Source organism: Gemmata palustris (assembly GCF_017939745.1).
Taxonomy (GTDB): Bacteria; Planctomycetota; Planctomycetia; order Gemmatales; family Gemmataceae; genus Gemmata; species Gemmata palustris.
This window is the reverse complement of the sequence record NZ_JAGKQQ010000001.1, coordinates 5882837-5902708: the sequence shown is the minus strand read 5'-3', so window position 1 is coordinate 5902708 and position 19872 is coordinate 5882837. Positions and strand designations below refer to the sequence as shown.

Genomic DNA, 19872 nt, shown 5'->3' with positions numbered 1-19872 from the left:
CGCTGAGCATATTCTGCAAGACGGTTATCAGCGATTTCACTCGCTCAGGCTGTATGACAACGGACGCCTCCATTTCCCGAACCAGCCCGTCTTTGCACACTCGTTTTGAGACTATTTCGGCGCCTAGATTACCCGCAGAATCAATCTCGTGCGTCATCACATGTGGGATAGCGGACCGCTCACTGAAAAGAACGATGTTGACCGCGAGACTTGGGGTTAGACCGACCCACGCGCCATCCGAGTGAATCACCCGGAAGTAGTGACTCTTTATGTAATTGATGACCATCTGATCGGACGCATCATCTGGCTTCTCTACCGCTCCTGGTTCGTCGGCCATAGCACGTTCATCCTTCCCGCATTTGGGTTAGAAGCCACCAGCCAAACCGGGGCTGTGAACGATGCAAAAGGGCGTAATTGCCGCAATAGCCAAAACGCAAAAAAGCCGCACATTGTAAAAACCGTTGCAACCGTTGTCAACCTCGGTTGCGGCGGCCTTCTTCATCATAAGTCACAGAGTGCCGGCCGGCAACGCGGCGCGGGCGAGTTGTGTCGCGCGCAGGCTTTGTAGCGGTACTGTTGTGCGCGCCGTGCGCGCGGGATGCGCAGTGCCAATTGAATCAATTATGCGTGAAAAATAGTCTGTGTGGAGATTGCGTTCTCTCGCATTTTGCTCTTGCCTGCAGTTCAAAAGTGTTATTTGAAATCCCAATCATCCCCGGCGTCACTGCGGTCCGATCCCGGGCAGGTCGCGCCGCTTCCCTAGCGATCTTCGCCCGCGGCCCGAGGCTGACGCCCGCGTCCCTGTTCACTCACGGAACATCGTCGCCCGCCGGCTCATCGTGGCGCGTTTCGGGTCGGCACCGACGGCCACGGCGAGCTGGCGTTGCCGTGAGCGTTCCGCGCCCCAGGAAGAGAAGTAGACACCACGGGAACAGAGCGGGCCAGGGAGCAATCCCTGGCCCGTGTCGTTTCACGATTTCGAGCGATTGGTACCGCCGCTACTCCTTCCCGAGCACCACATCAACGACCCAGCACCCGCGCACGTGCGGCCCGGGACCGCGACAGTGATCGAGCATGTCGGCGCTGTCGCACCCGGCGTCTTGGAGAGCGTCCGCCAGGATCGGCATCGCGCCGAAGTCCCGTGACTCATACATCTGAGACGCGAGCGCCAGAACGGTGGAGGTGCGCCACGAAGGGGAGAAGGCCACGGGGCGGAACGGGTTGCCGAAGATGTCGCGGAGCAATCCGGAAAGGAGGCGTTTTGTCTCAGCCTCACCCACCCATTGAAGGTAAGCCCGCTCGTCGTCCGACGAACCCTCTTCTTCACGTAAATCGCAGTAGACTCCAAAGGTCTCATTCACGGTTAAGTCGCTGGCATACCATGCGTCATTGTCATTCTGCACAGTTCGTCCTGCCGCACGTGCCGCAGAAACATGCGCATAGCGGTCTGACGGGAGTTGAGGGACCGCGTCCCATGCTCGGCGGTAGGCAGCGTCCAGTGCATCTTCGCTCTCCCTACCGTCGGCAACTTCTTCCGCCACCCGCACCGCTTCGCGACTCCTCTCGTCAATGAGAAGATCCCAGAATTGGCGAACGCTCCCGGTGGCGAATAGTCTTAATTTTCGGCATGTGACGCCATCCCGTAACCACTCCAATATCTGCTTTGGATCTGGGTACGTCAGCCATTCCGCTTCGGTCACGGTTCACTCCTTGCCGAGCACGAGGTCCACAACCCAACACCCGCGCACGTGCGGCCCCAGTCCGCGGCAGTGGTCGAGCACCTCGGCGCTGTCGCACCCCGCGTCCTGGAGCGCGTCGGCCAGAATCGGCATCGCGCTGAAGTCCCGCGACTCGTACATCTGCGAAGCGAGCGCGACCGCGGTGGAGGTACGCCATGAAGGGGAGAAGATGACCGAGCGGAACGACAGCGGACCAAAGATGTCCCGGATCAGGCTGATCACGATTTCGCTCGTTTCTCCTTCACCTGACCCGAATGCTTTGTCCCTGGCGACTTGCAGCGTTTTCCTGATCACGTCTTGGGCGTGATCCACATAGTTCCTCCCATCATCTGCGCGGCAAACAGAGCGAGCGGACGCGGCGGCAGAGCGCTCAACCCGCTCCGCCGAGGGTAGTCTCTGAAAATCCACGAGCCGTGACGGGGTCGGAGGGTGGCGTTCCACTATCGCGTGCCGTGCGTCGCGGGTTTCCTCCCATGTCGCTAAGCCATCGGCATAGCGCTCTCCAATCTCTACTGCAGCCCTGCCGTGAGGGGCAACCAGATCGTGCCACATGAGTCGGCAGCACGCACAGCCCAAGAGACGCAACTTCCTTTCCCGTAGAACGAAAGTTGCGTTGTGATCGAACTGCACGTCGAAGATCATCAACTCTGGGTCGCCGCATGCTAGCCATTCTGCCTCGGTCATCGGTCGCCCCCTGGAACTGCTCCCAGCATGACCGATCCGGCGTCCGGTGCAAGTGCGAACACCAGCTCGAAACGAACACGGGCCGCCTCAGTGGGCGGCCCGTCGCTGTTCACACTCGACCACATCGCTCATCCGACTTCGGCCACGTCCCGGAGCTTCTCCCGCGCGATCGTCACCATTTCCCGGACCCTTGTTCCGCTGACGCCCAGGTCCGCCGCGATTTCTTCCCGTGGCTCCTCGTGTCCTAAGCGGCGCATCACCACGTCGCGGTACCGCTCGGACAGCTCGGCCCGGCGGAACAGCGTGGCCAGCTCGTCGGCAGCGGCGAGCGCGGCCCCGGTCTCGCGCTCCCGCCCCTTCGCGTTCGTGAGCGGGTCGCGTGCCTTCCCCGTCTCCGGATTGATCGCCCTCGGAAGCGACTGGAACGCCCCGGGGTTGCTCGCGCGCTCCTGCTCGAGTCGCCGGATGACGGCCCATCGCACCGCCTGGCGGACCAGACCGGCGAACCGCCCGCCGCGCTCCGGGTCGGTCTCCCCACTCACCTTCCGCGCGAGCTGCCACAGAGCGTACCCGGCCGCACTCTCGAAATCGTGCGCGAGCCACGGGAACCGGGTGCCCCACTTGCGCGCCACCCCGCCGGCGAGGGGCCACCATCGTTCGACGAGTTCGTTTACCTCGGGTGCGGTCATGCTGCGGCGCCCTCCCGGGCACGGGGTGAGACGGGCGATTACTTGAATCGGAGCCCCTTCGCCAACTCCGCCAACCCCTTGACCATTGCGTTCGTGTTCTTCGCCGTTTCCTCGGCGGCCTTGATCGTCTTTTTCGCGAGCGTGTCGCTCCCGAACCGCTGCGCCGCGTTGTCCGCATCGAACGTGCCCGGGCTGTTGAGCGTGAGCCGCTCGGCCGACGCCACCCCGTTCGCGATCGCGTCGGCGGCCCCGGCCAACTTGTTCAGGAGCTCGATGCGCCCCACCTCGACCTGCGCCCCGGCGAGTGCCTCCTCGCGTACCCCTTGCGCTTGTACAGGGTCGCTTGCTCGGCAGTTGGGCCGAACGTGTCGGCCTGCTCCCGGAGCGCCCTGGTTACGTCCTCGACTTCCTTCACCAGATCCTTCGTCGCGGCGCTCGTGCTACTGAGCAACTTGCCCCCGGCCCCGCCGGGGGGGCACGTACAGCTTGGTTGGAGCAGTGCAGCGTAGGCGTCACATTTGTTGTCGGAGCAGGCGCTCGCTACGCTGGCTTCTGGACTATTTTCGCGGCCGCCAAGTAATCTCAGACCGCCACGAATCCAAGGGAGGCACACCCGAAGTGGGAGCGGCTCCGATGTGCAGCAGAGCGGAAAAAGTGAGTGTATTATCTGACATAAGTGAAGGTTACTGTTGAAAGACCGCGGTGCGCCTTCGATGTACAAATTTGTCAACAGCTTTCGCGACGCCTCTCCGCCTGAACGTGATTTCCGGAAAATAGTCTTGCTCATTATTGCCAGCGCCGTTAACCTCTCAAAACATTCTTTCGACAGCCTGGAATCCTGAGAAATGAAGAGAGTCGTCTTCATAGTCGCTGGGTCAATTATGCTTTTCGCGAGCGCAATGAAGGCGCACGCGCTGGCGCACACCACTGTCAGTCCGCAAAAGATCTCGTCCGATTGGTGGCTGCAAACGGTGTCCGTGGGTGCCGAACTCCTCGTCGGCGCTTGGCTGATCGCTGGTGTTTGGCCCCGAGCGGTTCGCGCCGTGGCGACGCTTTGTTTCGCGGGATTCTCCTGTGTTGCTGCGTTCAAGTTAATCCAAGGGGAAGAGTCCTGCGGGTGCCTCGGGAACCTGACAGTTCACCCGGCGTACACCCTGGCCGCTGACCTGTTGCTCGTGTCTGGCTTGTGCTGGGTCCGCGTCCCCGTGTTTGAGCGCGTCAGGCCCTTGGTGCCCGCCTGCTTCCTTTTGGCTCTGGCGGTTTTGGCTGTCGGTGTCGAAATGAGGATTTACGCATCGGCGACTGAGTTGTCCCGCGGGCTGAGGCTCGACGCGACAAGCCACGAGTTCGGTGAGGTCGAACAGAATCAGATTCTGACCCACGAGTTCACCCTGACCAACAATACAACCCTCCCGGTGGAAGTGGTGGAGACGAGTTCCACCTGCGGTTGTACGACGGTGAAGGATGTGACTGGCCGTGTGATCCAGGTTGGGGAGTCGCTTGTGATTCCCGTCACGCTGAAGACGGGGGAATCCGAAACCCACCTGATCGGTCGGATCACGCTTTACTGCCGACCAGCCGGAAGCACTAGTCCCCCGTCGTTTTTTCAAGAGTTAGCGGTGACCGCAAGAGTCCAGCCGGATTACTGGGTTCGTCCGCTTGTTGTGGATTTCGGGGTGATCGAGTCCGATGCGCCGGTAATCAAGGTTTTCAAGTTGCGCCCGAATCGCAAACCAGACATTCGCATCCGAGAAGTCACCTCGAGCCACCCTGCCTTCACCGTTCGAGTTTTGGACGCACGGAGCGACGAAGGCGACCTGCAGGTCGAGGTGCGATTCTGCGGGCGGAGCCTGACCAACTCGGGAGTGGTGGAGACTCCGCTCCAGGTCGTCACCGACAGCATGAATCGGCCTTCGGTGCGAGTCCTCGCCAGAGCTGTGTTCCGATCCCCAATCACGGTGGAACCGGACAGTTTGGTGATCGCGTCGAATGTGATCGGACCGGTGGAACGCGAGATCGTCGTGGTGGGGGGCAAGCCGTTCGGTATTGATGGCGTCACCCCAACGGGCGCGATGATGACCGCAATCGCTGAGCAGCAATCGGATCGTCGATGGACTATCAGAGTAACGGTTCCTCCCGCAAAGGGACAGGGCTTTCGTGCAGAAGTTCGCTTCCGCACCACCTTGTCCGCTGATCCCGGAACGAACGAGACTCGCGACCTGATTGTCCCTGTGTTTCGCCTTGCCCCCTAACCTGACCGGAGACCAACATGCTTCGCCAGTTCGCATTAGGTGTGTGTGGGTTCGTCGCGCTGACGTGTGGCCTCGTGCTGTGTGTCCAAGCGTTGCCCGCTCTCCAAGCAGCGCCCACACCGGTTACCGTCGGTTGTTCCGTTCCGGACGCGGCCACGGTGGCCTGTAAATCGCCAGCGAAAACCTGTGAGGGCCAAGACAACCTAAACGCGTGCAATCTTTTGCAGGGACTTGATGCGAACACGATAGGCGAGCATGTAGAAATGTTTCCAAAATCCTGTTTGTCAACAACCGATAAGAAGGTTTGCAACGCCCCGCTCAGGAATTGTTCGCGAACCGTGACGTGCATGTGGGACCCTGCAAAACTCCCCAAGTGTCAGGAAAACCCGACGACTACAATTTGGGTGCAGGCGAGTAAACCGGAACTGGGCACGTTTCCCGAGGGCGGTCAGTGTGCAACGGCAACGGCACCGTAAGTGAATTTGAACGACTCGTGCAGTTTCCGATCCGCAAATCGCAAGGTCACACGTCGTAAAGTCGCGCGACTTTACGACGTGAAGCCGCCGGTGCTCCGCGATGGCGGCTTTGGAGTCCGGGTTGAAGTTTGGCTTCGTTCTCTGCTTGTCCGCAAATGTCGGGCCGCGACGTAATAACCCAGCCGGAAGGTCGGTCCTCTCTCCCTTCCAGACCGCTGATCCCAAAAAACGGTTGCCTGCACCGACAGTCTTCCGAGATCTTCGAGCGAGTTCCGTGATTGAGATATCGTCGCGGCACAACTGCCCCCGGTGGAGAGGGCGCTCCCCCAGAATAACCACACAGACCCGCAGCGGAAGTCAGCGATATGGACTCACTAGTTCGGTTGACCATTTGCCTGTGCTGCTTTTTGCTTTGTTCGGATTTGTATGGCCAGTCGGCGGACCCGGTCGCGCTCCTTCGTGGAGTAGAACAGGCAAGGAAACCGCTGCACGGTAAACTCCACCTGAAGTGGGCGACGAAAGCCGGCGAGAATAGAGGCGCTCTTGAGGTCGATGTCGAATTCGACCGGGATAAGTGGCGATTTACTCAAGTTGAGCGTGTGGTCGAGTCCCGTAGCGAGCAGGCCGCGGAGCGGGACCGCGTAATCCGCGCCAACAAGGGGGACCCCGGCGCGGCGGTCAAAGCGGGGTTAGGCAAGTTGGTCACTCAAAAAACCCTGTCGGTGTTCGACGGGAGCAAGTTAGTGCAGTACGCCGACCAACTCGGCGGGTACATTCGCGTCCACGAGAAGGGATCGGCTTATTTGTGTTTTGACGTGCGCACCCTCGGCATCGCCCGAGGGTACACCCCGGCCTATTCGCTGAGCGAATGCTTGGGAATTGACGTTGCCGGGAGCGCCAAGACGGTCGGGAAAGAGGTGGTGGACGGTAAATCGTGTTGGCACGTGATCTTCTCTCACGATATTGCCGAAGTCGATTTCCACTACTGGATTTGCGACACCGAAAATTTCCGCGTCTGTCGGTACGAGTATCACTATCCGCGTGACAAACCGCAGCTCAGGGTTGTGACCCGACTCGAATACGCGAACGAAAAGGACGTGCTTCCCATCCGTGTTACCGCAGAGGAACACAGCGGTGCCGGAACGAAGGTGTCTACCTACGAGATCAGCAACGCCGACTACACGGTCCGGCCGGACGAAGCCATATTCACTTATAAAGGACTGGACATGCCTCCCGGGGCGATGGTCATCGACGACCGGGTGAATCGGGTGGTCGGGTATTTCAACGGGACGGACCTCAGCGCGGAGTTGGACGATGCGCTTCAAAAATCGGCCGCCGTCGCCGCCCGAGAGGTACAACCGCCGGGGACCAGTTGGCCACTTTACACCGTCTTGGCTCTCGTCGGATTGGTGCTCAGTGTGTTTGGCTGGTCGCGTCTCCGTCGCCGCACCTGAGGAACGTCATGCGCAGACGCCAATGCCCAAACGGGTACACACTGATCGAGCTGCTCGTGGTGATCGGGATCATCGCGACGCTCCTCGGCCTCCTCCTGCCTGCGGTCCAAAAGGTGCGAGCCGCAACTGCCCGGCTCCAGTGTCAGAACAACCAGAAGCAACTCGCCCTCGCGCTCCACAATTACCACGACCGCCGGGGACAGTTACCTCCCGGCCTGAGCGTGAAGAGCGAGGGGGCGCGTTTGCCGTTCCTGGGATGGGAAGCACGAATCTTGCCGGACATCGAGCAGGCGAACTTGTGGCGTCAAGTGGAGGAAGCGTTCGACAGCGATCCCGATCCGTTAAAGTTCTACGGCCACGTGCCGCACCACCGATTGCTCGGTAAGCCGGTCCTGCTGTTCAACTGCCCGAGTGACCCACGGTTGCCAGGGCCGAAACCCGGTATGTTCGGCCTGATCGCCTTCACTTCGTACCTCGGAGTGGAGGGTCGAAACCAGGATACGAAAGACGGCATGCTGTTCCGGGACTCGGCTGTGCGCATGATCGATGTCACCGACGGGACCAGCAACACGCTGATGCTTGGCGAACGGCCACCCGCAGCCGACCTGCGGTACGGGTGGTGGTACCGCGGGTGGGGGCAATCCCAGGACGGCTCACTCGAGATGTTGCTCGGCGCTTCCGAACGGAACGTCGTCGGTGAAGGTTGCCCGGCTGGCCCGTTTTCGTTCGCCCCCGGTCGGTTTGACAACCAGTGTGACGTATTCCACTTCTGGTCCCTGCACAGCGGCGGTGCAAATTTTGTCTTCGGCGACGGGTCCGTTCGCTTCCTAAGTTACTCGGCAGAACCTGTGATCTCCGCACTGACGACCCGCGCGGGCGGAGAGGTCGTAACCGTCCCGGAATGATCGGTGGAGCGCCGAGAACCCAGACGCCTCCTGCCTGAGGCAGGAAAGGGGGGCGGCCAGAAAAAGCCTACCCCAGCCAGTCATTGGCTCACCCGGAGGTAGGCCACAAAAAGGCACCCGTTCACTGGGGCACGCTGTACATGCGACCCTAACGGGCTTGTTGGTAGGAGCTTCTTAGCCTTGCCAACAAGTCTTAACAGGCCCTGACAAAACCCCGGATTCGGACCGTTTCCAAGGCATTTTCGAGGTTTTGTCAGGGCCTGTAAGCAAGTCCCGCCCAATGTGGGAGTGATACCCTAGGGCAGCGGTCGTCCGACTATCTGAATTTCGATGGCCTTTCGTCCTGGGAAATCGTCAAGGCGTTTGTTAGACTCGGTGCAATCCCACTACTTTCACTCGGATCAGAGGCCGAAATGCTGACTTGCTCTGAGCACAGAACCCGGCGCGAATTCGTCGGACTGGCCGCGGCCGCACTTACCCCGGCCGCCGCCCTTGTGTTGACGAGGCTCGCCCCCGCAGCCCCAACCAAAGCGGATAATCCGCCGACCGGGGTGGCCGTCCTCGACAATTGTGATCCGATCTACAATGGGAAGGACGCCTACGAAGACAATCTCTCACTGTTCGACGGGGCAGGCACGCTCCGGAAACGGATCACCGATCTGAACGTGTGCGAGGAAATTGGCTCCCCGCACCGGGTGGCAGTCGATTCGCACCGCCGGCGCGTGTGGGTCGCGGAAACGGTCCGCGCCCGGCTACTCGCTTACGACTTCGATGGGGGGCGACGGGTCGAGGTGCCCAACGTGAAGGCATCCGCAGTGGCGATCGACCCGATGACCGGGAACGCATGGGTAACGCTCCATGAGTCCATTGGACAGGGATCGGTCGAAGTGTTCAATCCCGACGGCCGGTCCATCGCGACCCATGAGTTCCGCGGGTACGACATCGCACATGACCCGAAGGGTGACGCCTTCTGGCTGGTCGAGCAGCAGTTGTTGAAGGTCTCGCTCGATGGGAAGGTGCTTGTCCGAAAGGACATTGCCGAGTATTGCGCGATGTCGGTAGCGGTAGACCCGCGGACCGGCGGGATCTGGGCCGTTACGTGCGGGTATGACGACGGGACGAAAGGTCGGAACGAGTTGCTCGGCTTTGACGCCGACGGCAAGTCCCTTGTTACCCGCGCGGTGGACAAGCAACCGATTCGGGTTTCCGTCGATCCGAAGGACGGGGCCGTCTGGGTCGTAAACGAGCGACGCGGGTTGAGTTGGTTCACTGCAGAGGGTAAACCGGGTGACACGTTTAAGATCCCGGCTCTGACGGCTGATGTGGACCGACGGACCGGGCACGCATGGGCCGTGACCGAGTCGGAACTGCTAAAGGTAGACCGTAAGGGTGAGGTCGTTGCGCGGGCTAAGCACAAAGGGAAGACGACCCAGGCCTGGATCGCGTGCTACTGAAACCAGTTGCACTTCGGCCTTTGCCGGAAAGAGTTTCGGTGGCCGACAGTTGCGGCAGGAGGAGAGTTGGCGGTCGGCCCTTGACCCTTTCGGCCTGTATGGCATTGGCCAGAAAGGTCAGCAAGTCCCGGCTCTGCTGCCGTCAAGTGGCGACCGTGGTCAACACTCGCTCGACGAACCGGCTTTCGTCCGGCGAGTCGGTACCGTAGCTCGTCCTCCGCCAACACACGGCGTGCCGCAAGGCCTGCTCGCGCCCCGAACGCCAGCCCCTTGGCCGCGCCGGGTAAGTACACCAAGGCGCGAGCGCGGGCTTCTCCGGCCGCCGTGAGTTGGCATCCGGGGAACGTCTCACTCCGATCCCGTGCGACCACGAGCAATCCCGCATCGGCCAAACCGTGAGTAACCACTCCCCCCCAGCCTTCCGGTCCGCGGTCGCTCCGCTCACGGGTGTCGAGACGCCCCGCTTCGCGCACATCGCGCGCCCGAGGTGCGCCGCGTTCACTCCCAAGCGCCAGTCGCGCACCGTAAGGAATAGCGTGTCAGTCGCTCCAAGTACTCGCACGAGCAGAAGATCCGATTCCCTGAGAGTCACAGTTGTCAAACTCCTGGTGTCACACCGCTACTCTGTGTACGAGCCCGACTGTTCCCCGTGGGGTGCCCCGCGGATCGGGTCGGGGAGGGACCCGTGAAGCCCTCGGACGGGTTCCTGACCCGGTGCCCACACTGGTTTGCTCACGCTTGGTTCGCGGATGCCGGTCCGGTTGTGACGGCGACTAACGGCCCCGGCTGCGTCGTGGCAGGGCGAGCGGCTCAGGCGGCGTTACGGCCCTTTGCCACCTTCCTCGCGCGATCTTCGATCGTCGCGCACGCCGCACGCACGCCCGTCATGTCATTGCGGTGGTGAGCCTGAACGCACCGGCCGGCAACTTCCTGAATCACGGGGTCGTTCCCGGAGATGCCGAGCGACTCGACCAGGCCATCGGCCGCGTGTTCCAACTGCATTGCTTCCGATGCGTCCCATGCGGCAAGGCGGATCAGCAGTTCGGGCTTGTGTCCGATGATGGCCTCTTTCAACGCGAAACTGAGCGGGCTCGGGGATCGGTAGTGGATGTTCCGTCCCTCCGGCCAGAGACGAACACCGGCGACGCTCAGGTCGGTGAGCAACTCTGAAACGGTGAGGGTTGCGGTGGTCATAGCACCCCCTCGCTATCTGGGGGTTCAATGTGGGGTGACTCCCCACACTCCTCAGACTCCCTTCTCTCCCTTCTTTCCCCTTCTTGAAAACTGCTTGTATTTCCAAGAAAGGGAGAGAAGGGAGAGGGGGGAGAGAAGGGAGTCTGGGGAGAGAAGGGAGTGGGCTCGGGGCGGAGCTTCCAGTTCAATGGCTCACCCAACCCTGACCACCATTCGCCACGCACTTTGCCCAGGTTGTGATTCCACAACGCGCCCTCGCTCTTGAGCTGGGACTTTGCTTCCTTCACGTTGTCGAAGGTGAAAGAAGCCTTCTTCGCTGCTTCCATGATCTCGTTGGACGGAAAGGCGTACTTCGCGAGGAACGTCTTGAGCCATTCCTTGCACCGCTCGACCTTCGTTCCGTCCTGCTTCTTCGCCTTCAACGCCGTGTCCGCGTCCATGCTCACCGCGGTGAAGAACCGCACCCGGCGCAGTTGCGCGCGGACCGCGGCCAGGTCGTCGGCCTCGAGGTGGCGGAACTGCTCGCGCTTGACCACGGCATCGGCGTCCGGCTCGCTCAGCGGAGCGAGGCCGAACGGAATGCTGGTGTGCTCGAACCCGGGCAGGTTCTCTTTCACCGGCATGAGCAACCGGCGCGTGTCGTCGTCGGCGTCCTCGCAGATCAGGTACGCGGCCCGGACCGCGTCCCGATACGCCGCGCTTCCCGCGATCCGGTCCACGGCCGCGGTGCCGGCCCCGCCCCCGGCTTTGTTCAGGTGCGCGACCATCGCGATCGTCACCCCGCTCGCCTCGGCCAGTTCGCTCAACGGGTCCAACACCAGGCGCAGCTCCGTCGCGCGGTGGTCGTCGATCTTCGCGCGGCCCACGAACGACGCGATCGGGTCGATCGTCACCAACTTGATCTCGGGCGACTTCTTCAGTTGCTCGCGGACCAGTTCCACGTGCTCCGGGGAGAGCGTGAAGTCGGACTTGGCGCTGCCGCGGCGCACGCCCTCCAAGATCGCGATCCGCGTCAGGTCGGCTCCCTCGGCCAACAGGCCCGGCAGGATCGTGTCCTCGGGACCGTCCTCGGCCGCGACGATAAGCGTCTTGGCGCGAACGGGATTGGGGTACGTGAGCCCGAGCGCGCACCGGCCCACGGACAGGTCGGCGGCGACGGACCTCAGCAGCGTGCTTTTCCCGCTCCCCCCGCGCCCCGCAATCAGGATCAACTTGCCGGACGGGATTCGGCCCGGAATCAAGTACCGAACGGGCTTGACCTTCTTCCCGGTGAGCGGCGTTACGATCAGTTCCGACGGCGCCGGGGCTTCGGCCCCGGGCTGGTGAAGGCGCACGCCTCCTTGCGTGCTCAGTTTGTGTTTGAGACCTTTGGGATTGGCGTTCAAACGAGCACCTCCCCGCGGTTGATCGCGAGCACGCCGTCTTCAACTTCGTCGAGCCGTGCTTCGAGCTGATCGAGGCGCGCCCTGAGATGGTCCATGCCGAGGGCTTTGTTGAGCAGCGCCCGGAACGTGCCAGCGTGATCGTCTTCGAGAGCGACGCGCAGGCAGAATGCGAGGAGTTGCCCCGCGGAGTCGCGGACCTTCTGAACCTCGGTCAGTGCCTCGAGCATGTCGAAAGATGCGAGCTCGCGCGCGTTGTGGTCACCCGTGACGGTCGCGGCCCACTCGCGCTTTTTCGCCTCGTCGAGTTTGAGCAGCGCGTCGGCGTACTGAGCGAACGGCCAGTTGAGTTGAAGGGAGTGATCCGGGTGAGCGAACGGCACCGGTCCTGACGGCACCGTGTGACCAACGTCGCGGCGCACGGGCTTGCTTTTTTCGCGGGTGTGGTTCATCATGTTGGTAGCTCCTCGAAGGCCTTGCCGGGCCAGTTAGTTTGTGTTGTGCGTCACACCTCGGTTACAGCCGGGGTGTCGGCGTTTTCAGGCAGCCTCACTGTCGGGGAAGTAATCGACCAGCCCTGATGGTCGGCGTCGGCGCGCTACCTTGGGCAGCGGCAGGCTACTCCTCTTCTTGCGAAACGCCTCGAGCGCTGAAGCGCTCACGACCCAGCGCGGCTTTCCGCACAGCGCAGCCGCGGTGTTCGTGGCAACCAATTCGCCGCTCGTGATCCACGCGAGCACTTTGCCCTGACTGACACGCAGAACGCTGGCCACCTCGTTAGGGGTCAGACCGGGTGCGGCGTGCAACTCGGTGCGGACCGCTTCAATCACCTCGTTAACGAACCGAGCGAAGTCGTCGCGGCCACGCGCCGGGGCGGGCTCGTTCGGACCATTTGCGGGCTTAACCACGACAGCTCTCCATCTGGATTGCCAATCGATTTTGTAAAAAGTATCGGCACTACCTATTTCAAAGTCCAAAATGAAGCGCGGGTCGGTACCGCGCTCCAGATTCACCAGGTGGTTCAGGCCGCGATCGCTTCGGACTGCAGCTTGATGAGGCCTTGGGCGATCAGCCGTTCCTTGATCGAGTCGATCTTGTCCGAGGGGTACAGGAAGTACCGGGTGTCCCTGTAGATTTTGGCAACGCTCAAGCGGCGGTCCAGAAGTCGTGCCAGTCTGGGGTCTCGATGACGGCCGCCAGTTCCACCAGCGGCCCGACGTGTTCCACGCGCCACCGCGCGCCGGTTAGTTTCATCCGGCGATTCACCAACTGCTTCACCGAACCCTCGATTAACCCGCTGCCGATACTCCGACCATTTGCCAGCCGTTGCGCGTAGCCCAACCGCGTCGGGTGCGAGCCGAGGTAACGCGCCAACGCCCGCAACACGTCTCCGTTGGATTCCGACGGCAACGCGCCGAACGTATCGGCGATCCACCGCTCGATCCCGGCTTTCCCATCCGTCACCACGGCCAACAAGGCGCTCTGCCGACGAGCGGTCGCCTCCGCCGTCTCACCCCAGATCGCCTTCACCGCAGTCCCGATGTGCTCGATCGCGTGATACACGTCCAATACACCGGCGGCCTGGGGCAACACATCGGCCGCCAGATTCCAGATCCACTCCGCGCCGTCACCCAATACCGTCACGTCGCTGGCGGTGGTCACCTTCAGGCGATCCGCCTCCGCTCGCACGCGCTCCGCGAAAATGCTCGCGCCCTCGACGTTGGCCACCACGGTCCGAATCGTTGGGGGCGGCAACACGCGGTCGCTCCACTTTTCGGGCGTCGCGGACTTCCCCCGCTCTCGCTTGCAAACCACGCCCAACTTGATGTCCCGCCATCCGGTCGTGGTGTTCACCTTCCCGGCGTCGATTTGCACCTCGACGACTCCCCCGGCCGTTGCGAATCGTTCGGCGTCGGCGCGATGCTCGCGGGAGGCCCTCAGACTCTTCGCGGCGGCGTGTGTGAGTTGGCGAATCACCTCGTCGTCTAACTCCCAACCGGCCAACTCACGCAGCGTTACTTCCGCACGCGCAAAGGAATCCCTCGCACCGGCCAGAACCGCCATCCGCTGTGCGGCGGTCGTTACATACCCCTCGGCTCCCAGAACGGCATCGGCCGGGAACGCTCCGCCATCGGCGCGGATGGCGTACTGACGGCGGAGGCGGATGCGCCCGAGTGCCGTCAAGAGCCAGCGGGGGCGTCGTCCTTTGAGCCTGCTGCCCGACTTTTTTGGGAAGCATCGGTGGTGTCGGCGCGACTCTGGACGGCGGAAGCCAACGTGTCGCGGACGAGTTCGCGTCCGGAGTCGAGGGCGACTCGTTCACAAGCGGCCAGTACCGTACCATCGGGAGCGGTGGCACCGACGTGTCGCATCTGAGCGAAAAACGCCAGCGCCTGCTCCAAAATCAGTCGTTCCGCGTCGGTCTGGTACTCGATGGTTAGCGTCGGCATCCGTGCCTCCCAGAGTCAAAAAGTGCAAGGACCAACAGCCTAACCACTACCGCCTGCCAAAATCTACAGGGACACCCGGAAGTACCGCCCGGCTTGCACCGCTTCGGGAATGTGGCCCTTGTGACGCAACCGCTCGAGCTTCGCGAAGTGGACTCCGAGGCGGTCGGCAGCGTCCTGTCGGAGCAAAAGCGTCTGGGAACCCATCGTCAGCCTCCCGTTAAGTGTCATGGCACGCGGCACACCATTACTATCGCTCGCCGATTGCCTAAGGCACGCCCCAGAGAAGCCGAAGAAGCCGAGGCAGAAGCCGAGAAAAACCGAGGTTCCGGAGATCCGGGTTATAACCGTCGGATCGCATAAACCCCACCCACTCCCTTGCCGTCGTCGCCTGGTGTGCGGATGTAGTCGGGCAATTCTGCGACGGCCAACTTGTCTTTGATTTGCCTGATGTAATTGGAGTAGTCGGGCGGTACTCCGGCCGCCTTGGAAAGCACTGCACCCTCCTCACCGGCAGCGATCACGAACGCTAGCGTTTTGCGCTGGTTGGCTGTCAGCTTGACCGGTTCTTTAAACGATTCCACAAACAAGTGCTGCCCTTCGATTCGGTACGGACTGAATTCGTCGGCTGATTTTGGCTGTTCGGCATCATTCTTTTCGACCCGTTGCGGCTCCTGGGGCGCTTGGTGTGATTCGTTGTGGTGTGCGGAGGTGGCCCGACGGCGCTCGGCTGCATCAACTTCTCGAGCCCTTCCGTCAAGAATGACGAGCAGTTGGTACGCCTGCGCGTCATCCTCCATGTCGCATTCTTGCATCCCAGCCAAGGTGGCGAGAACGTTCCACTCATACTGGTTCCATCCTGGTGGGTTGTGACCCAGTGCGATCAACTTGCAATTCAGGTCAATCGTCGCCACGGTCTTGTTCAGCCCCCTGATGCAGCGTTCAGCCCATTCGGGGTGAACGGCCATATGAACCGGTTCGGCTCGGAGTCTCTCCGTCGCCTCTTTTTGAAACGCTCGCACATCCGGCCGATGGATGTAGGGGGCAAGTGAAGGCTCGAGAGCCGCCAGGCGAAGGGCGATTTGGTTACGCAAAAACTCAACAGTGTCTGACATTGGTTCCTCGTACTCGGGAGTAGCCGCGCCGGCGGCGGCCTTGGGCGGGCGGGTACGAGACCGCCGTTCCTCGGTCGCCGCCTTCACCGGGTAGCTACTCCCGGTGGCGCGGTGGTCGCACAGTTTACACTCAGCTCACTGGCCGCGCGAACCGCGGTTTGTTCTTCGGCGTGTCGGGGGCTTTGGGCAGCTCCCACATCACGTCAAAGATCGTGACGTAGATCATGGGCAGCAGCGTGCGTAGCGCTACAACACCCCGGAAGATGTCGTCCAGCCGAATGCCCTCGTCTTCGGTCAGTTCCGGGGCGAGGTCGGCGTCGCGGAGTTCCTCTCTGAGTCGCTCTCGCTCCTCGGGTTCCTTGAAGTCCTTGAGCTTGTCCCGGACCTGGAGGATGAGCTGGCACAGCTCGGCGCCCACGAGGTTCGGACCGCTCGCACTGAACACGTCCGCGCGCGAACGCGGTCTCCGTTCCACAGGCTTTTTCCCTTTGGCTTTCATGCTGCCCTCCGCTCGGATGTTTGCCGTTGTTGGTTCGTGGTGATGCCGGGCAGCTCGAGCGCGCCCAACCGCTCCCGCACGATGTTCAGCACCGGTTGCCAGATCCGGAGTTCCTCCGCCGTGCCTTGGATGTGCTCCGGGCCACAACCAGTAAGGGACCGTTCGGTATTAGGATCCAGCCCCGCTGCGACGATGGCGGCGAGTCTCGCAGCTTCAGCCGCGGCATCGTCGGGCCACTGCTCGAGGAACCGGTCCACCTCGGTGGTGAGCAGTCGCAATGCGGTGCCGATCCGGGCCGCGGACTTCCCGATATCGCTCGCCGCGATCGCGAGACCGCGCGCGTGCTGCTGAACTTCCGCCTCCTGGTGTTCGGGGGAGAACTCCTGGAAGTAACGACGCCGCGATAGCGGAGCACGGGCCAGCGCGAGCAACGGCGTCGGGTCTGCGGGGAGCGTGTTCCGCTCACCGGCGAACGGGATGAGATCAGCCATGACGTGCGCCCCCTTTCAGCTCGGCCGGCGGTTCCTCGAGCAGCTCGGACGTGATGAACGCGACCGCGGACTCGAGGCACCACGCGAGGCCGGCCAGGTCGCCGAGCACGTTCTTCGCCAGGGAAGCCGGGTAACCGTCACCGGTCGTTGGGTGAACCCCCGCCCTGTTCAGTTCATGGATGAGCGAACCCGGGGTGTGCTCTTCCTGGAACCGCTCGATCATACGGAGCAGATCCTGAGCGGCCTTCGCGATCACGTTCGCGTCGGTCATAAAGCCGGACTTGGCCAGCGCCCGCCAGAGTTTGAGGGCGTAGGCGAGATCGGGCGCGGGTGCGCGGGGGGGCTTGCTCCGCGGCGCGGAGGCGGGTACAGTTGCGGGCATGGGTCGTTCACTCCTGTTGCAGGGTAGGGACACTCATCACTGGCTCGCTCGGAGTGCTAGCTCCGGGCGAGCCTTTTTCGTAACCACTCATCGGCCGTTTGGTGAACCATAGTCAAGCGCAATTGTCCGGTCAACTGCTCTTGTCGCTTTTTGTAATCGCGTTAAGTTTAAGAGCAGGATAGCCGATACAAGACTTTTGATTCCGGAATGCGGGCGTGCGGTCAGCTATCGCCTTCTGGGAGGGTTGGAACTGTGCTTGTGGCAACCGGCCCGACGTTTGGCGAACGCCTTAAAGAACTGCGTGAGGCAGCGGCCTTATCGCAATACGCGCTTGCCAAGAAATCGGGGGTAAGCAAACAGGCCATTTCACTTCTCGAGAAGGGCGAATCGGAACCGGCCTGGGTCACCGTGCGAAAGCTGGCACGTGCCCTCGGCATCTCGGTCTCTGACTTCGACGTCGGTAACCTGCCCGGAGAGGCGGATAACGACGACGCTGATCCGCCCAAACCGGCCCCGAAGAAGAAGCCTCCCAAGAAGTAGCCCGGCGTCACACTTTTCCCCGCCGGACACGATCCTCTAAAAAAATTCCGCGCTCAACTTCGATCCAATGGCCTCCCATGCCCTCAGATACTTCAATCGTGGTGCGGGTGACCCCAACCTTCCGCGAGTTCCTGCGATTGAACTGGGTGGTTGGAATTCGCCGGATGAGGCTCGTCGCGCTGATCGCACTGTTCTGGCTGGGCGTGCTTGCGTTCGTCCCTCTCATGGCGTTGGTAAAGCCGAACTTGGTCCAGTTACCACAGGGAGTGGAGGGATACGCCTTCGCGGTGCCCGCCCTTCTTCTCGCGGGCGCCGTCTTTGTGTACACCCCAATTGCCACCTACTTCGCGGCTCGGAAGCGGTGGGAGACAGCTGAGGAACTTCGGGAGCCGCGAACCTACACCTTCACGGACGACGGGATAGAGGTGGTAGGGAAAAGTTTCTCCGGGTTTATGACGTGGCCGACCATCATTCGCGCCGAGCGGGCTGGAGGGTTGGTCATGCTCGCCACGAGGCAGCAGGTGTTCTACTTGGTGCCAATTAAGGCGTTCGAGCAACCCGAGACTTGGGCGCGATTTACCCAGTTAATCGAGGCCAATGTCCGCGACTGCCGGCTCTGAAAAATGCCACCCCAGCTCCTTCTGAGTAGTTGCCGAAGTATTCCATAATGTGAGCGCATTTGGCATTTGCCAGTTTTGAAGGCATGCGCTACGCCGCAACAACATCCGGCCCCAACACCCACTTCCGCACGAAGTCGCTGACGGCCCTGAGCCTCTCGTCGCTGATCGTTTCGCGGTAGTGGGACGACATGTGCCCGGACTCGTGACCCATCACGTAATCAACCGCGGGTTGGTCCTTGGCCTCGTCGGCAACGGTGCGGAACGTGTGCCGTAGGGTGTAGAACCCGAGCCCCGTTCGCCCGCCGAGCTTGAGTGAGCGGAGCAGCTTCCCGAACTCCTTCGCGAGTGTCTGATCGGCGCTGTCCTTGGCCCACGGCAACCCGTACTTCGTGATGAACACCAGGTCCGTATCGGACTCATCCTTCGGGTTCGGGCGAACTGCCAAGGCATCCCGGAGCGCCGCGACGGTTTCGGGCCATAGGGCGCACCGGCGCGGGATGCCGGTTTTGGGCCGGGGGAAGTCAATCAACCCGGTTTCGAGGTTCACGGCACTCTGCGGCAACCGCCCGCAGTCGGAGTTCCCGAGCCCGCCGTTGATGCCCAGGAGGATCATTGCTCGCATCGGCTTGCTGGCCACCGCGAGTAGTTGGTGAATCACCGCGGGCGCGAACAGCTTCGGCCCCTTCTTGGCTCGATCGACGCGGACCACTTTCCGGGACGGCCGCTTGAACGCCTGGCCGTACCGCACCGGGCGGTCGATCAGGTCGTTGTCACTCGCGAACTTGAAGGCCACTCGGATGCGCTGGATCACGTTCCCGAGCGTGACCGGCCCCCACTTCTCAGCCATTGTCGCGCGCAGCTCAGCGAAGTCGTCGGGGCCGAGGTCCGCAACGATCCGGTTCTTGCCGAAGTGATCGACGCAGAGCGCGCAGGCGGCCTTGTAATCGTCCCACGAGCGCTGCGCCAGCTCGCCGGAGTTGACGAGGTTCTGCTTCGCGTTGAGGAACTGATTCGCCAGATCCTTCACCGTGAATCCGGACGTGTCCTCGCGGGGCTTGCGCCCGGAGTGGAGCGCAACCTTCTGCTCGAGGTACCTCTTGAGGGCGCCGTCAGGATCCCTCCACGGTCCGAAGTAATGCAACTTCCCGCGAATCTTCTTTGCCCAGCGATTCGTTACGTGGGGAAACAGTGGGAAATCGGGGTAGGGTTTGTTCGGTTTGGGAGACTTGCCACCGGGCGCATCGGGAGTAGAATTCGCTTCAGACATGTGACTGCTCATCATGCGGGTTTCACGGTGTCGGGGCCAGTTGTTACACCAACTGACTCCACGGCCAAACGATACCGGGTGTCACTCCAGGTGTCAAAGGCCGAAAGGTGAGAAGGCCGAAAGGTGCTGATCGCCTAGGATTGCAAGGATTTGGGGACGTAGCTCAATTGGTTAGAGTACCGGACTGTCGATCCGGTGGTTGCGGGTTCGAGTCCCGTCGTCCTCGCTAGAAAACAAAGGACTTACGACGAGTCCTTACCTGCCTTGAAGTGTTCGGTACAG

Annotated in this window: 24 protein-coding genes, 1 tRNA gene and 2 pseudogenes; 8 read left to right on the top strand and 19 right to left on the bottom strand. The window is 61.9% G+C overall.

Features of this window, described 5'->3' with window-relative positions:
• Nucleotides 1–241: 241 nt before the first annotated feature.
• Nucleotides 242–568, top strand: a complete 327-nt coding sequence (locus tag J8F10_RS24585; RefSeq protein ID WP_210658427.1) for a hypothetical protein — start codon at nucleotides 242–244, stop codon at nucleotides 566–568.
• 430 nt (nucleotides 569–998) lie between these two features.
• On the opposite strand, the gene J8F10_RS39230 is transcribed toward J8F10_RS24585, so the two are convergent.
• The 5 genes from J8F10_RS39230 to J8F10_RS24560 form a co-directional block, all read right to left on the bottom strand.
• Nucleotides 999–1700 carry a hypothetical protein gene (locus J8F10_RS39230; RefSeq protein WP_315854157.1) on the bottom strand — a complete coding sequence of 234 codons (702 nt, stop codon included), beginning with the start codon at nucleotides 1698–1700 and terminating at the stop codon, nucleotides 999–1001.
• A gap of 3 nt (nucleotides 1701–1703) precedes the next feature.
• The gene (locus J8F10_RS24575) at nucleotides 1704–1961 is read right to left on the bottom strand and encodes a hypothetical protein (RefSeq protein ID WP_315854156.1); all 258 of its coding nucleotides are present in this window, start codon (nucleotides 1959–1961) and stop codon (nucleotides 1704–1706) included.
• A gap of 590 nt (nucleotides 1962–2551) precedes the next feature.
• On the bottom strand, nucleotides 2552–3112 hold the full coding sequence (locus tag J8F10_RS24570; RefSeq protein WP_210658425.1) for a sigma-70 family RNA polymerase sigma factor: 561 nt from the start codon (nucleotides 3110–3112) through the stop codon (nucleotides 2552–2554).
• Between the two features lie 38 nt (nucleotides 3113–3150).
• Nucleotides 3151–3396 carry a hypothetical protein gene (locus J8F10_RS24565; RefSeq protein WP_210658422.1) on the bottom strand — a complete coding sequence of 82 codons (246 nt, stop codon included), beginning with the start codon at nucleotides 3394–3396 and terminating at the stop codon, nucleotides 3151–3153.
• Nucleotides 3375–3563 (bottom strand): hypothetical protein, encoded by a 189-nt coding sequence (locus J8F10_RS24560; protein WP_210658420.1) that lies wholly within the window; start codon nucleotides 3561–3563, stop codon nucleotides 3375–3377. The genes J8F10_RS24565 and J8F10_RS24560 overlap by 22 nt, the downstream gene beginning before the upstream one ends.
• Nucleotides 3564–3957: 394 nt before the next feature.
• Between J8F10_RS24560 and J8F10_RS24555 the strand changes: the two genes are divergently transcribed.
• From J8F10_RS24555 to J8F10_RS24540, 4 genes are all read left to right on the top strand, one after another.
• Nucleotides 3958–5364: a DUF1573 domain-containing protein gene (locus J8F10_RS24555; protein ID WP_390891118.1), complete on the top strand. Its 1407-nt coding sequence runs from the start codon at nucleotides 3958–3960 to the stop codon at nucleotides 5362–5364.
• A gap of 859 nt (nucleotides 5365–6223) precedes the next feature.
• Entirely contained in the window at nucleotides 6224–7294 is a 1071-nt protein-coding gene (locus J8F10_RS24550) for a hypothetical protein (RefSeq protein ID WP_210658416.1), read from the top strand.
• 8 nt (nucleotides 7295–7302) lie between these two features.
• Complete coding sequence (locus J8F10_RS24545; RefSeq protein ID WP_210662116.1) at nucleotides 7303–8199, top strand: DUF1559 domain-containing protein; 897 nt, start codon at nucleotides 7303–7305, stop codon at nucleotides 8197–8199.
• A gap of 413 nt (nucleotides 8200–8612) precedes the next feature.
• Nucleotides 8613–9653, top strand: a complete 1041-nt coding sequence (locus J8F10_RS24540; protein WP_210658414.1) for a hypothetical protein — start codon at nucleotides 8613–8615, stop codon at nucleotides 9651–9653.
• On the opposite strand, the pseudogene J8F10_RS39225 reads toward J8F10_RS24540, so the two are convergent.
• From J8F10_RS39225 to J8F10_RS24485, 13 genes and pseudogenes are all read right to left on the bottom strand, one after another.
• A pseudogene (locus J8F10_RS39225) lies at nucleotides 9607–9903 on the bottom strand (hypothetical protein); the annotation flags it as partial. The gene J8F10_RS24540 and the pseudogene J8F10_RS39225 sit on opposite strands and share 47 nt — an antisense overlap.
• 560 nt (nucleotides 9904–10463) lie before the next feature.
• The gene (locus J8F10_RS24535; RefSeq protein WP_210658411.1) at nucleotides 10464–10847 is read right to left on the bottom strand and encodes a TubC N-terminal docking domain-related protein; all 384 of its coding nucleotides are present in this window, start codon (nucleotides 10845–10847) and stop codon (nucleotides 10464–10466) included.
• Entirely contained in the window at nucleotides 10844–12232 is a 1389-nt protein-coding gene (locus J8F10_RS24530) for an AAA family ATPase (protein ID WP_210658409.1), read from the bottom strand. Before J8F10_RS24530 ends, J8F10_RS24535 begins: the two co-directional genes overlap by 4 nt.
• A complete protein-coding gene (locus tag J8F10_RS24525; protein ID WP_210658407.1) occupies nucleotides 12229–12684 on the bottom strand; it encodes a hypothetical protein in 456 nt (151 codons plus the stop codon). Before J8F10_RS24525 ends, J8F10_RS24530 begins: the two co-directional genes overlap by 4 nt.
• Before the next feature lie 84 nt (nucleotides 12685–12768).
• Entirely contained in the window at nucleotides 12769–13137 is a 369-nt protein-coding gene (locus J8F10_RS24520; RefSeq protein ID WP_210658405.1) for a helix-turn-helix domain-containing protein, read from the bottom strand.
• 113 nt (nucleotides 13138–13250) lie between these two features.
• Complete coding sequence (locus J8F10_RS40000; RefSeq protein WP_261363084.1) at nucleotides 13251–13379, bottom strand: hypothetical protein; 129 nt, start codon at nucleotides 13377–13379, stop codon at nucleotides 13251–13253.
• Nucleotides 13376–14461: pseudogene (locus J8F10_RS24515) on the bottom strand (hypothetical protein); the annotation flags it as partial. The gene J8F10_RS40000 and the pseudogene J8F10_RS24515, both read right to left, overlap by 4 nt.
• Nucleotides 14410–14679 carry a hypothetical protein gene (locus J8F10_RS24510; protein WP_210652645.1) on the bottom strand — a complete coding sequence of 90 codons (270 nt, stop codon included), beginning with the start codon at nucleotides 14677–14679 and terminating at the stop codon, nucleotides 14410–14412. The gene J8F10_RS24510 and the pseudogene J8F10_RS24515, both read right to left, overlap by 52 nt.
• 63 nt (nucleotides 14680–14742) lie before the next feature.
• Nucleotides 14743–14883, bottom strand: coding sequence for a hypothetical protein (locus J8F10_RS24505; RefSeq protein WP_210658402.1), 141 nt, complete (start codon nucleotides 14881–14883; stop codon nucleotides 14743–14745).
• Between the two features lie 134 nt (nucleotides 14884–15017).
• Nucleotides 15018–15791: a hypothetical protein gene (locus J8F10_RS24500; RefSeq protein WP_210658400.1), complete on the bottom strand. Its 774-nt coding sequence runs from the start codon at nucleotides 15789–15791 to the stop codon at nucleotides 15018–15020.
• A gap of 130 nt (nucleotides 15792–15921) precedes the next feature.
• Nucleotides 15922–16290, bottom strand: coding sequence for a hypothetical protein (locus J8F10_RS24495; RefSeq protein WP_210658398.1), 369 nt, complete (start codon nucleotides 16288–16290; stop codon nucleotides 15922–15924).
• Nucleotides 16287–16781, bottom strand: a complete 495-nt coding sequence (locus J8F10_RS24490) for a hypothetical protein (protein ID WP_210658396.1) — start codon at nucleotides 16779–16781, stop codon at nucleotides 16287–16289. The genes J8F10_RS24495 and J8F10_RS24490 overlap by 4 nt, the downstream gene beginning before the upstream one ends.
• Nucleotides 16774–17163 (bottom strand): hypothetical protein, encoded by a 390-nt coding sequence (locus tag J8F10_RS24485; protein ID WP_210658394.1) that lies wholly within the window; start codon nucleotides 17161–17163, stop codon nucleotides 16774–16776. Before J8F10_RS24485 ends, J8F10_RS24490 begins: the two co-directional genes overlap by 8 nt.
• A gap of 258 nt (nucleotides 17164–17421) precedes the next feature.
• Between J8F10_RS24485 and J8F10_RS24480 the strand changes: the two genes are divergently transcribed.
• The gene (locus J8F10_RS24480; protein ID WP_315854155.1) at nucleotides 17422–17703 is read left to right on the top strand and encodes a helix-turn-helix transcriptional regulator; all 282 of its coding nucleotides are present in this window, start codon (nucleotides 17422–17424) and stop codon (nucleotides 17701–17703) included.
• 164 nt (nucleotides 17704–17867) lie between these two features.
• Nucleotides 17868–18323: a YcxB family protein gene (locus J8F10_RS24475; protein WP_210658390.1), complete on the top strand. Its 456-nt coding sequence runs from the start codon at nucleotides 17868–17870 to the stop codon at nucleotides 18321–18323.
• Nucleotides 18324–18411: 88 nt separating this feature from the next.
• On the opposite strand, the gene J8F10_RS24470 is transcribed toward J8F10_RS24475, so the two are convergent.
• Nucleotides 18412–19590, bottom strand: a complete 1179-nt coding sequence (locus J8F10_RS24470; protein WP_210658388.1) for a tyrosine-type recombinase/integrase — start codon at nucleotides 19588–19590, stop codon at nucleotides 18412–18414.
• Between the two features lie 152 nt (nucleotides 19591–19742).
• Here J8F10_RS24470 and J8F10_RS24465 point away from each other — a divergent pair.
• Nucleotides 19743–19816: transfer RNA gene (locus J8F10_RS24465), tRNA-Asp, on the top strand.
• Nucleotides 19817–19872: the final 56 nt, after the last annotated feature.

What these genes read in the sequence shown, in the direction of transcription:
- J8F10_RS24505 (WP_210658402.1), bottom strand. Translation starts at nt 14,883, where the DNA reads ATGGGTTCCCAGACGCTTTTGCTCCGACAGGACGCTGCCGACCGCCTC.
- J8F10_RS24525 (WP_210658407.1), bottom strand. Translation starts at nt 12,684, where the DNA reads ATGATGAACCACACCCGCGAAAAAAGCAAGCCCGTGCGCCGCGACGTT.
- J8F10_RS24495 (WP_210658398.1), bottom strand. Translation starts at nt 16,290, where the DNA reads ATGAAAGCCAAAGGGAAAAAGCCTGTGGAACGGAGACCGCGTTCGCGC.
- J8F10_RS24535 (WP_210658411.1), bottom strand. Translation starts at nt 10,847, where the DNA reads ATGACCACCGCAACCCTCACCGTTTCAGAGTTGCTCACCGACCTGAGC.
- J8F10_RS24540 (WP_210658414.1), top strand. Translation starts at nt 8,613, where the DNA reads ATGCTGACTTGCTCTGAGCACAGAACCCGGCGCGAATTCGTCGGACTG.
- J8F10_RS24485 (WP_210658394.1), bottom strand. Translation starts at nt 17,163, where the DNA reads ATGCCCGCAACTGTACCCGCCTCCGCGCCGCGGAGCAAGCCCCCCCGC.
- J8F10_RS24570 (WP_210658425.1), bottom strand. Translation starts at nt 3,112, where the DNA reads ATGACCGCACCCGAGGTAAACGAACTCGTCGAACGATGGTGGCCCCTC.
- J8F10_RS24500 (WP_210658400.1), bottom strand. Translation starts at nt 15,791, where the DNA reads ATGTCAGACACTGTTGAGTTTTTGCGTAACCAAATCGCCCTTCGCCTG.
- J8F10_RS24490 (WP_210658396.1), bottom strand. Translation starts at nt 16,781, where the DNA reads ATGGCTGATCTCATCCCGTTCGCCGGTGAGCGGAACACGCTCCCCGCA.
- J8F10_RS24545 (WP_210662116.1), top strand. Translation starts at nt 7,303, where the DNA reads ATGCGCAGACGCCAATGCCCAAACGGGTACACACTGATCGAGCTGCTC.
- J8F10_RS24475 (WP_210658390.1), top strand. Translation starts at nt 17,868, where the DNA reads ATGAGGCTCGTCGCGCTGATCGCACTGTTCTGGCTGGGCGTGCTTGCG.
- J8F10_RS24555 (WP_390891118.1), top strand. Translation starts at nt 3,958, where the DNA reads ATGAAGAGAGTCGTCTTCATAGTCGCTGGGTCAATTATGCTTTTCGCG.
- J8F10_RS24510 (WP_210652645.1), bottom strand. Translation starts at nt 14,679, where the DNA reads ATGCCGACGCTAACCATCGAGTACCAGACCGACGCGGAACGACTGATT.
- J8F10_RS24470 (WP_210658388.1), bottom strand. Translation starts at nt 19,590, where the DNA reads ATGTCTGAAGCGAATTCTACTCCCGATGCGCCCGGTGGCAAGTCTCCC.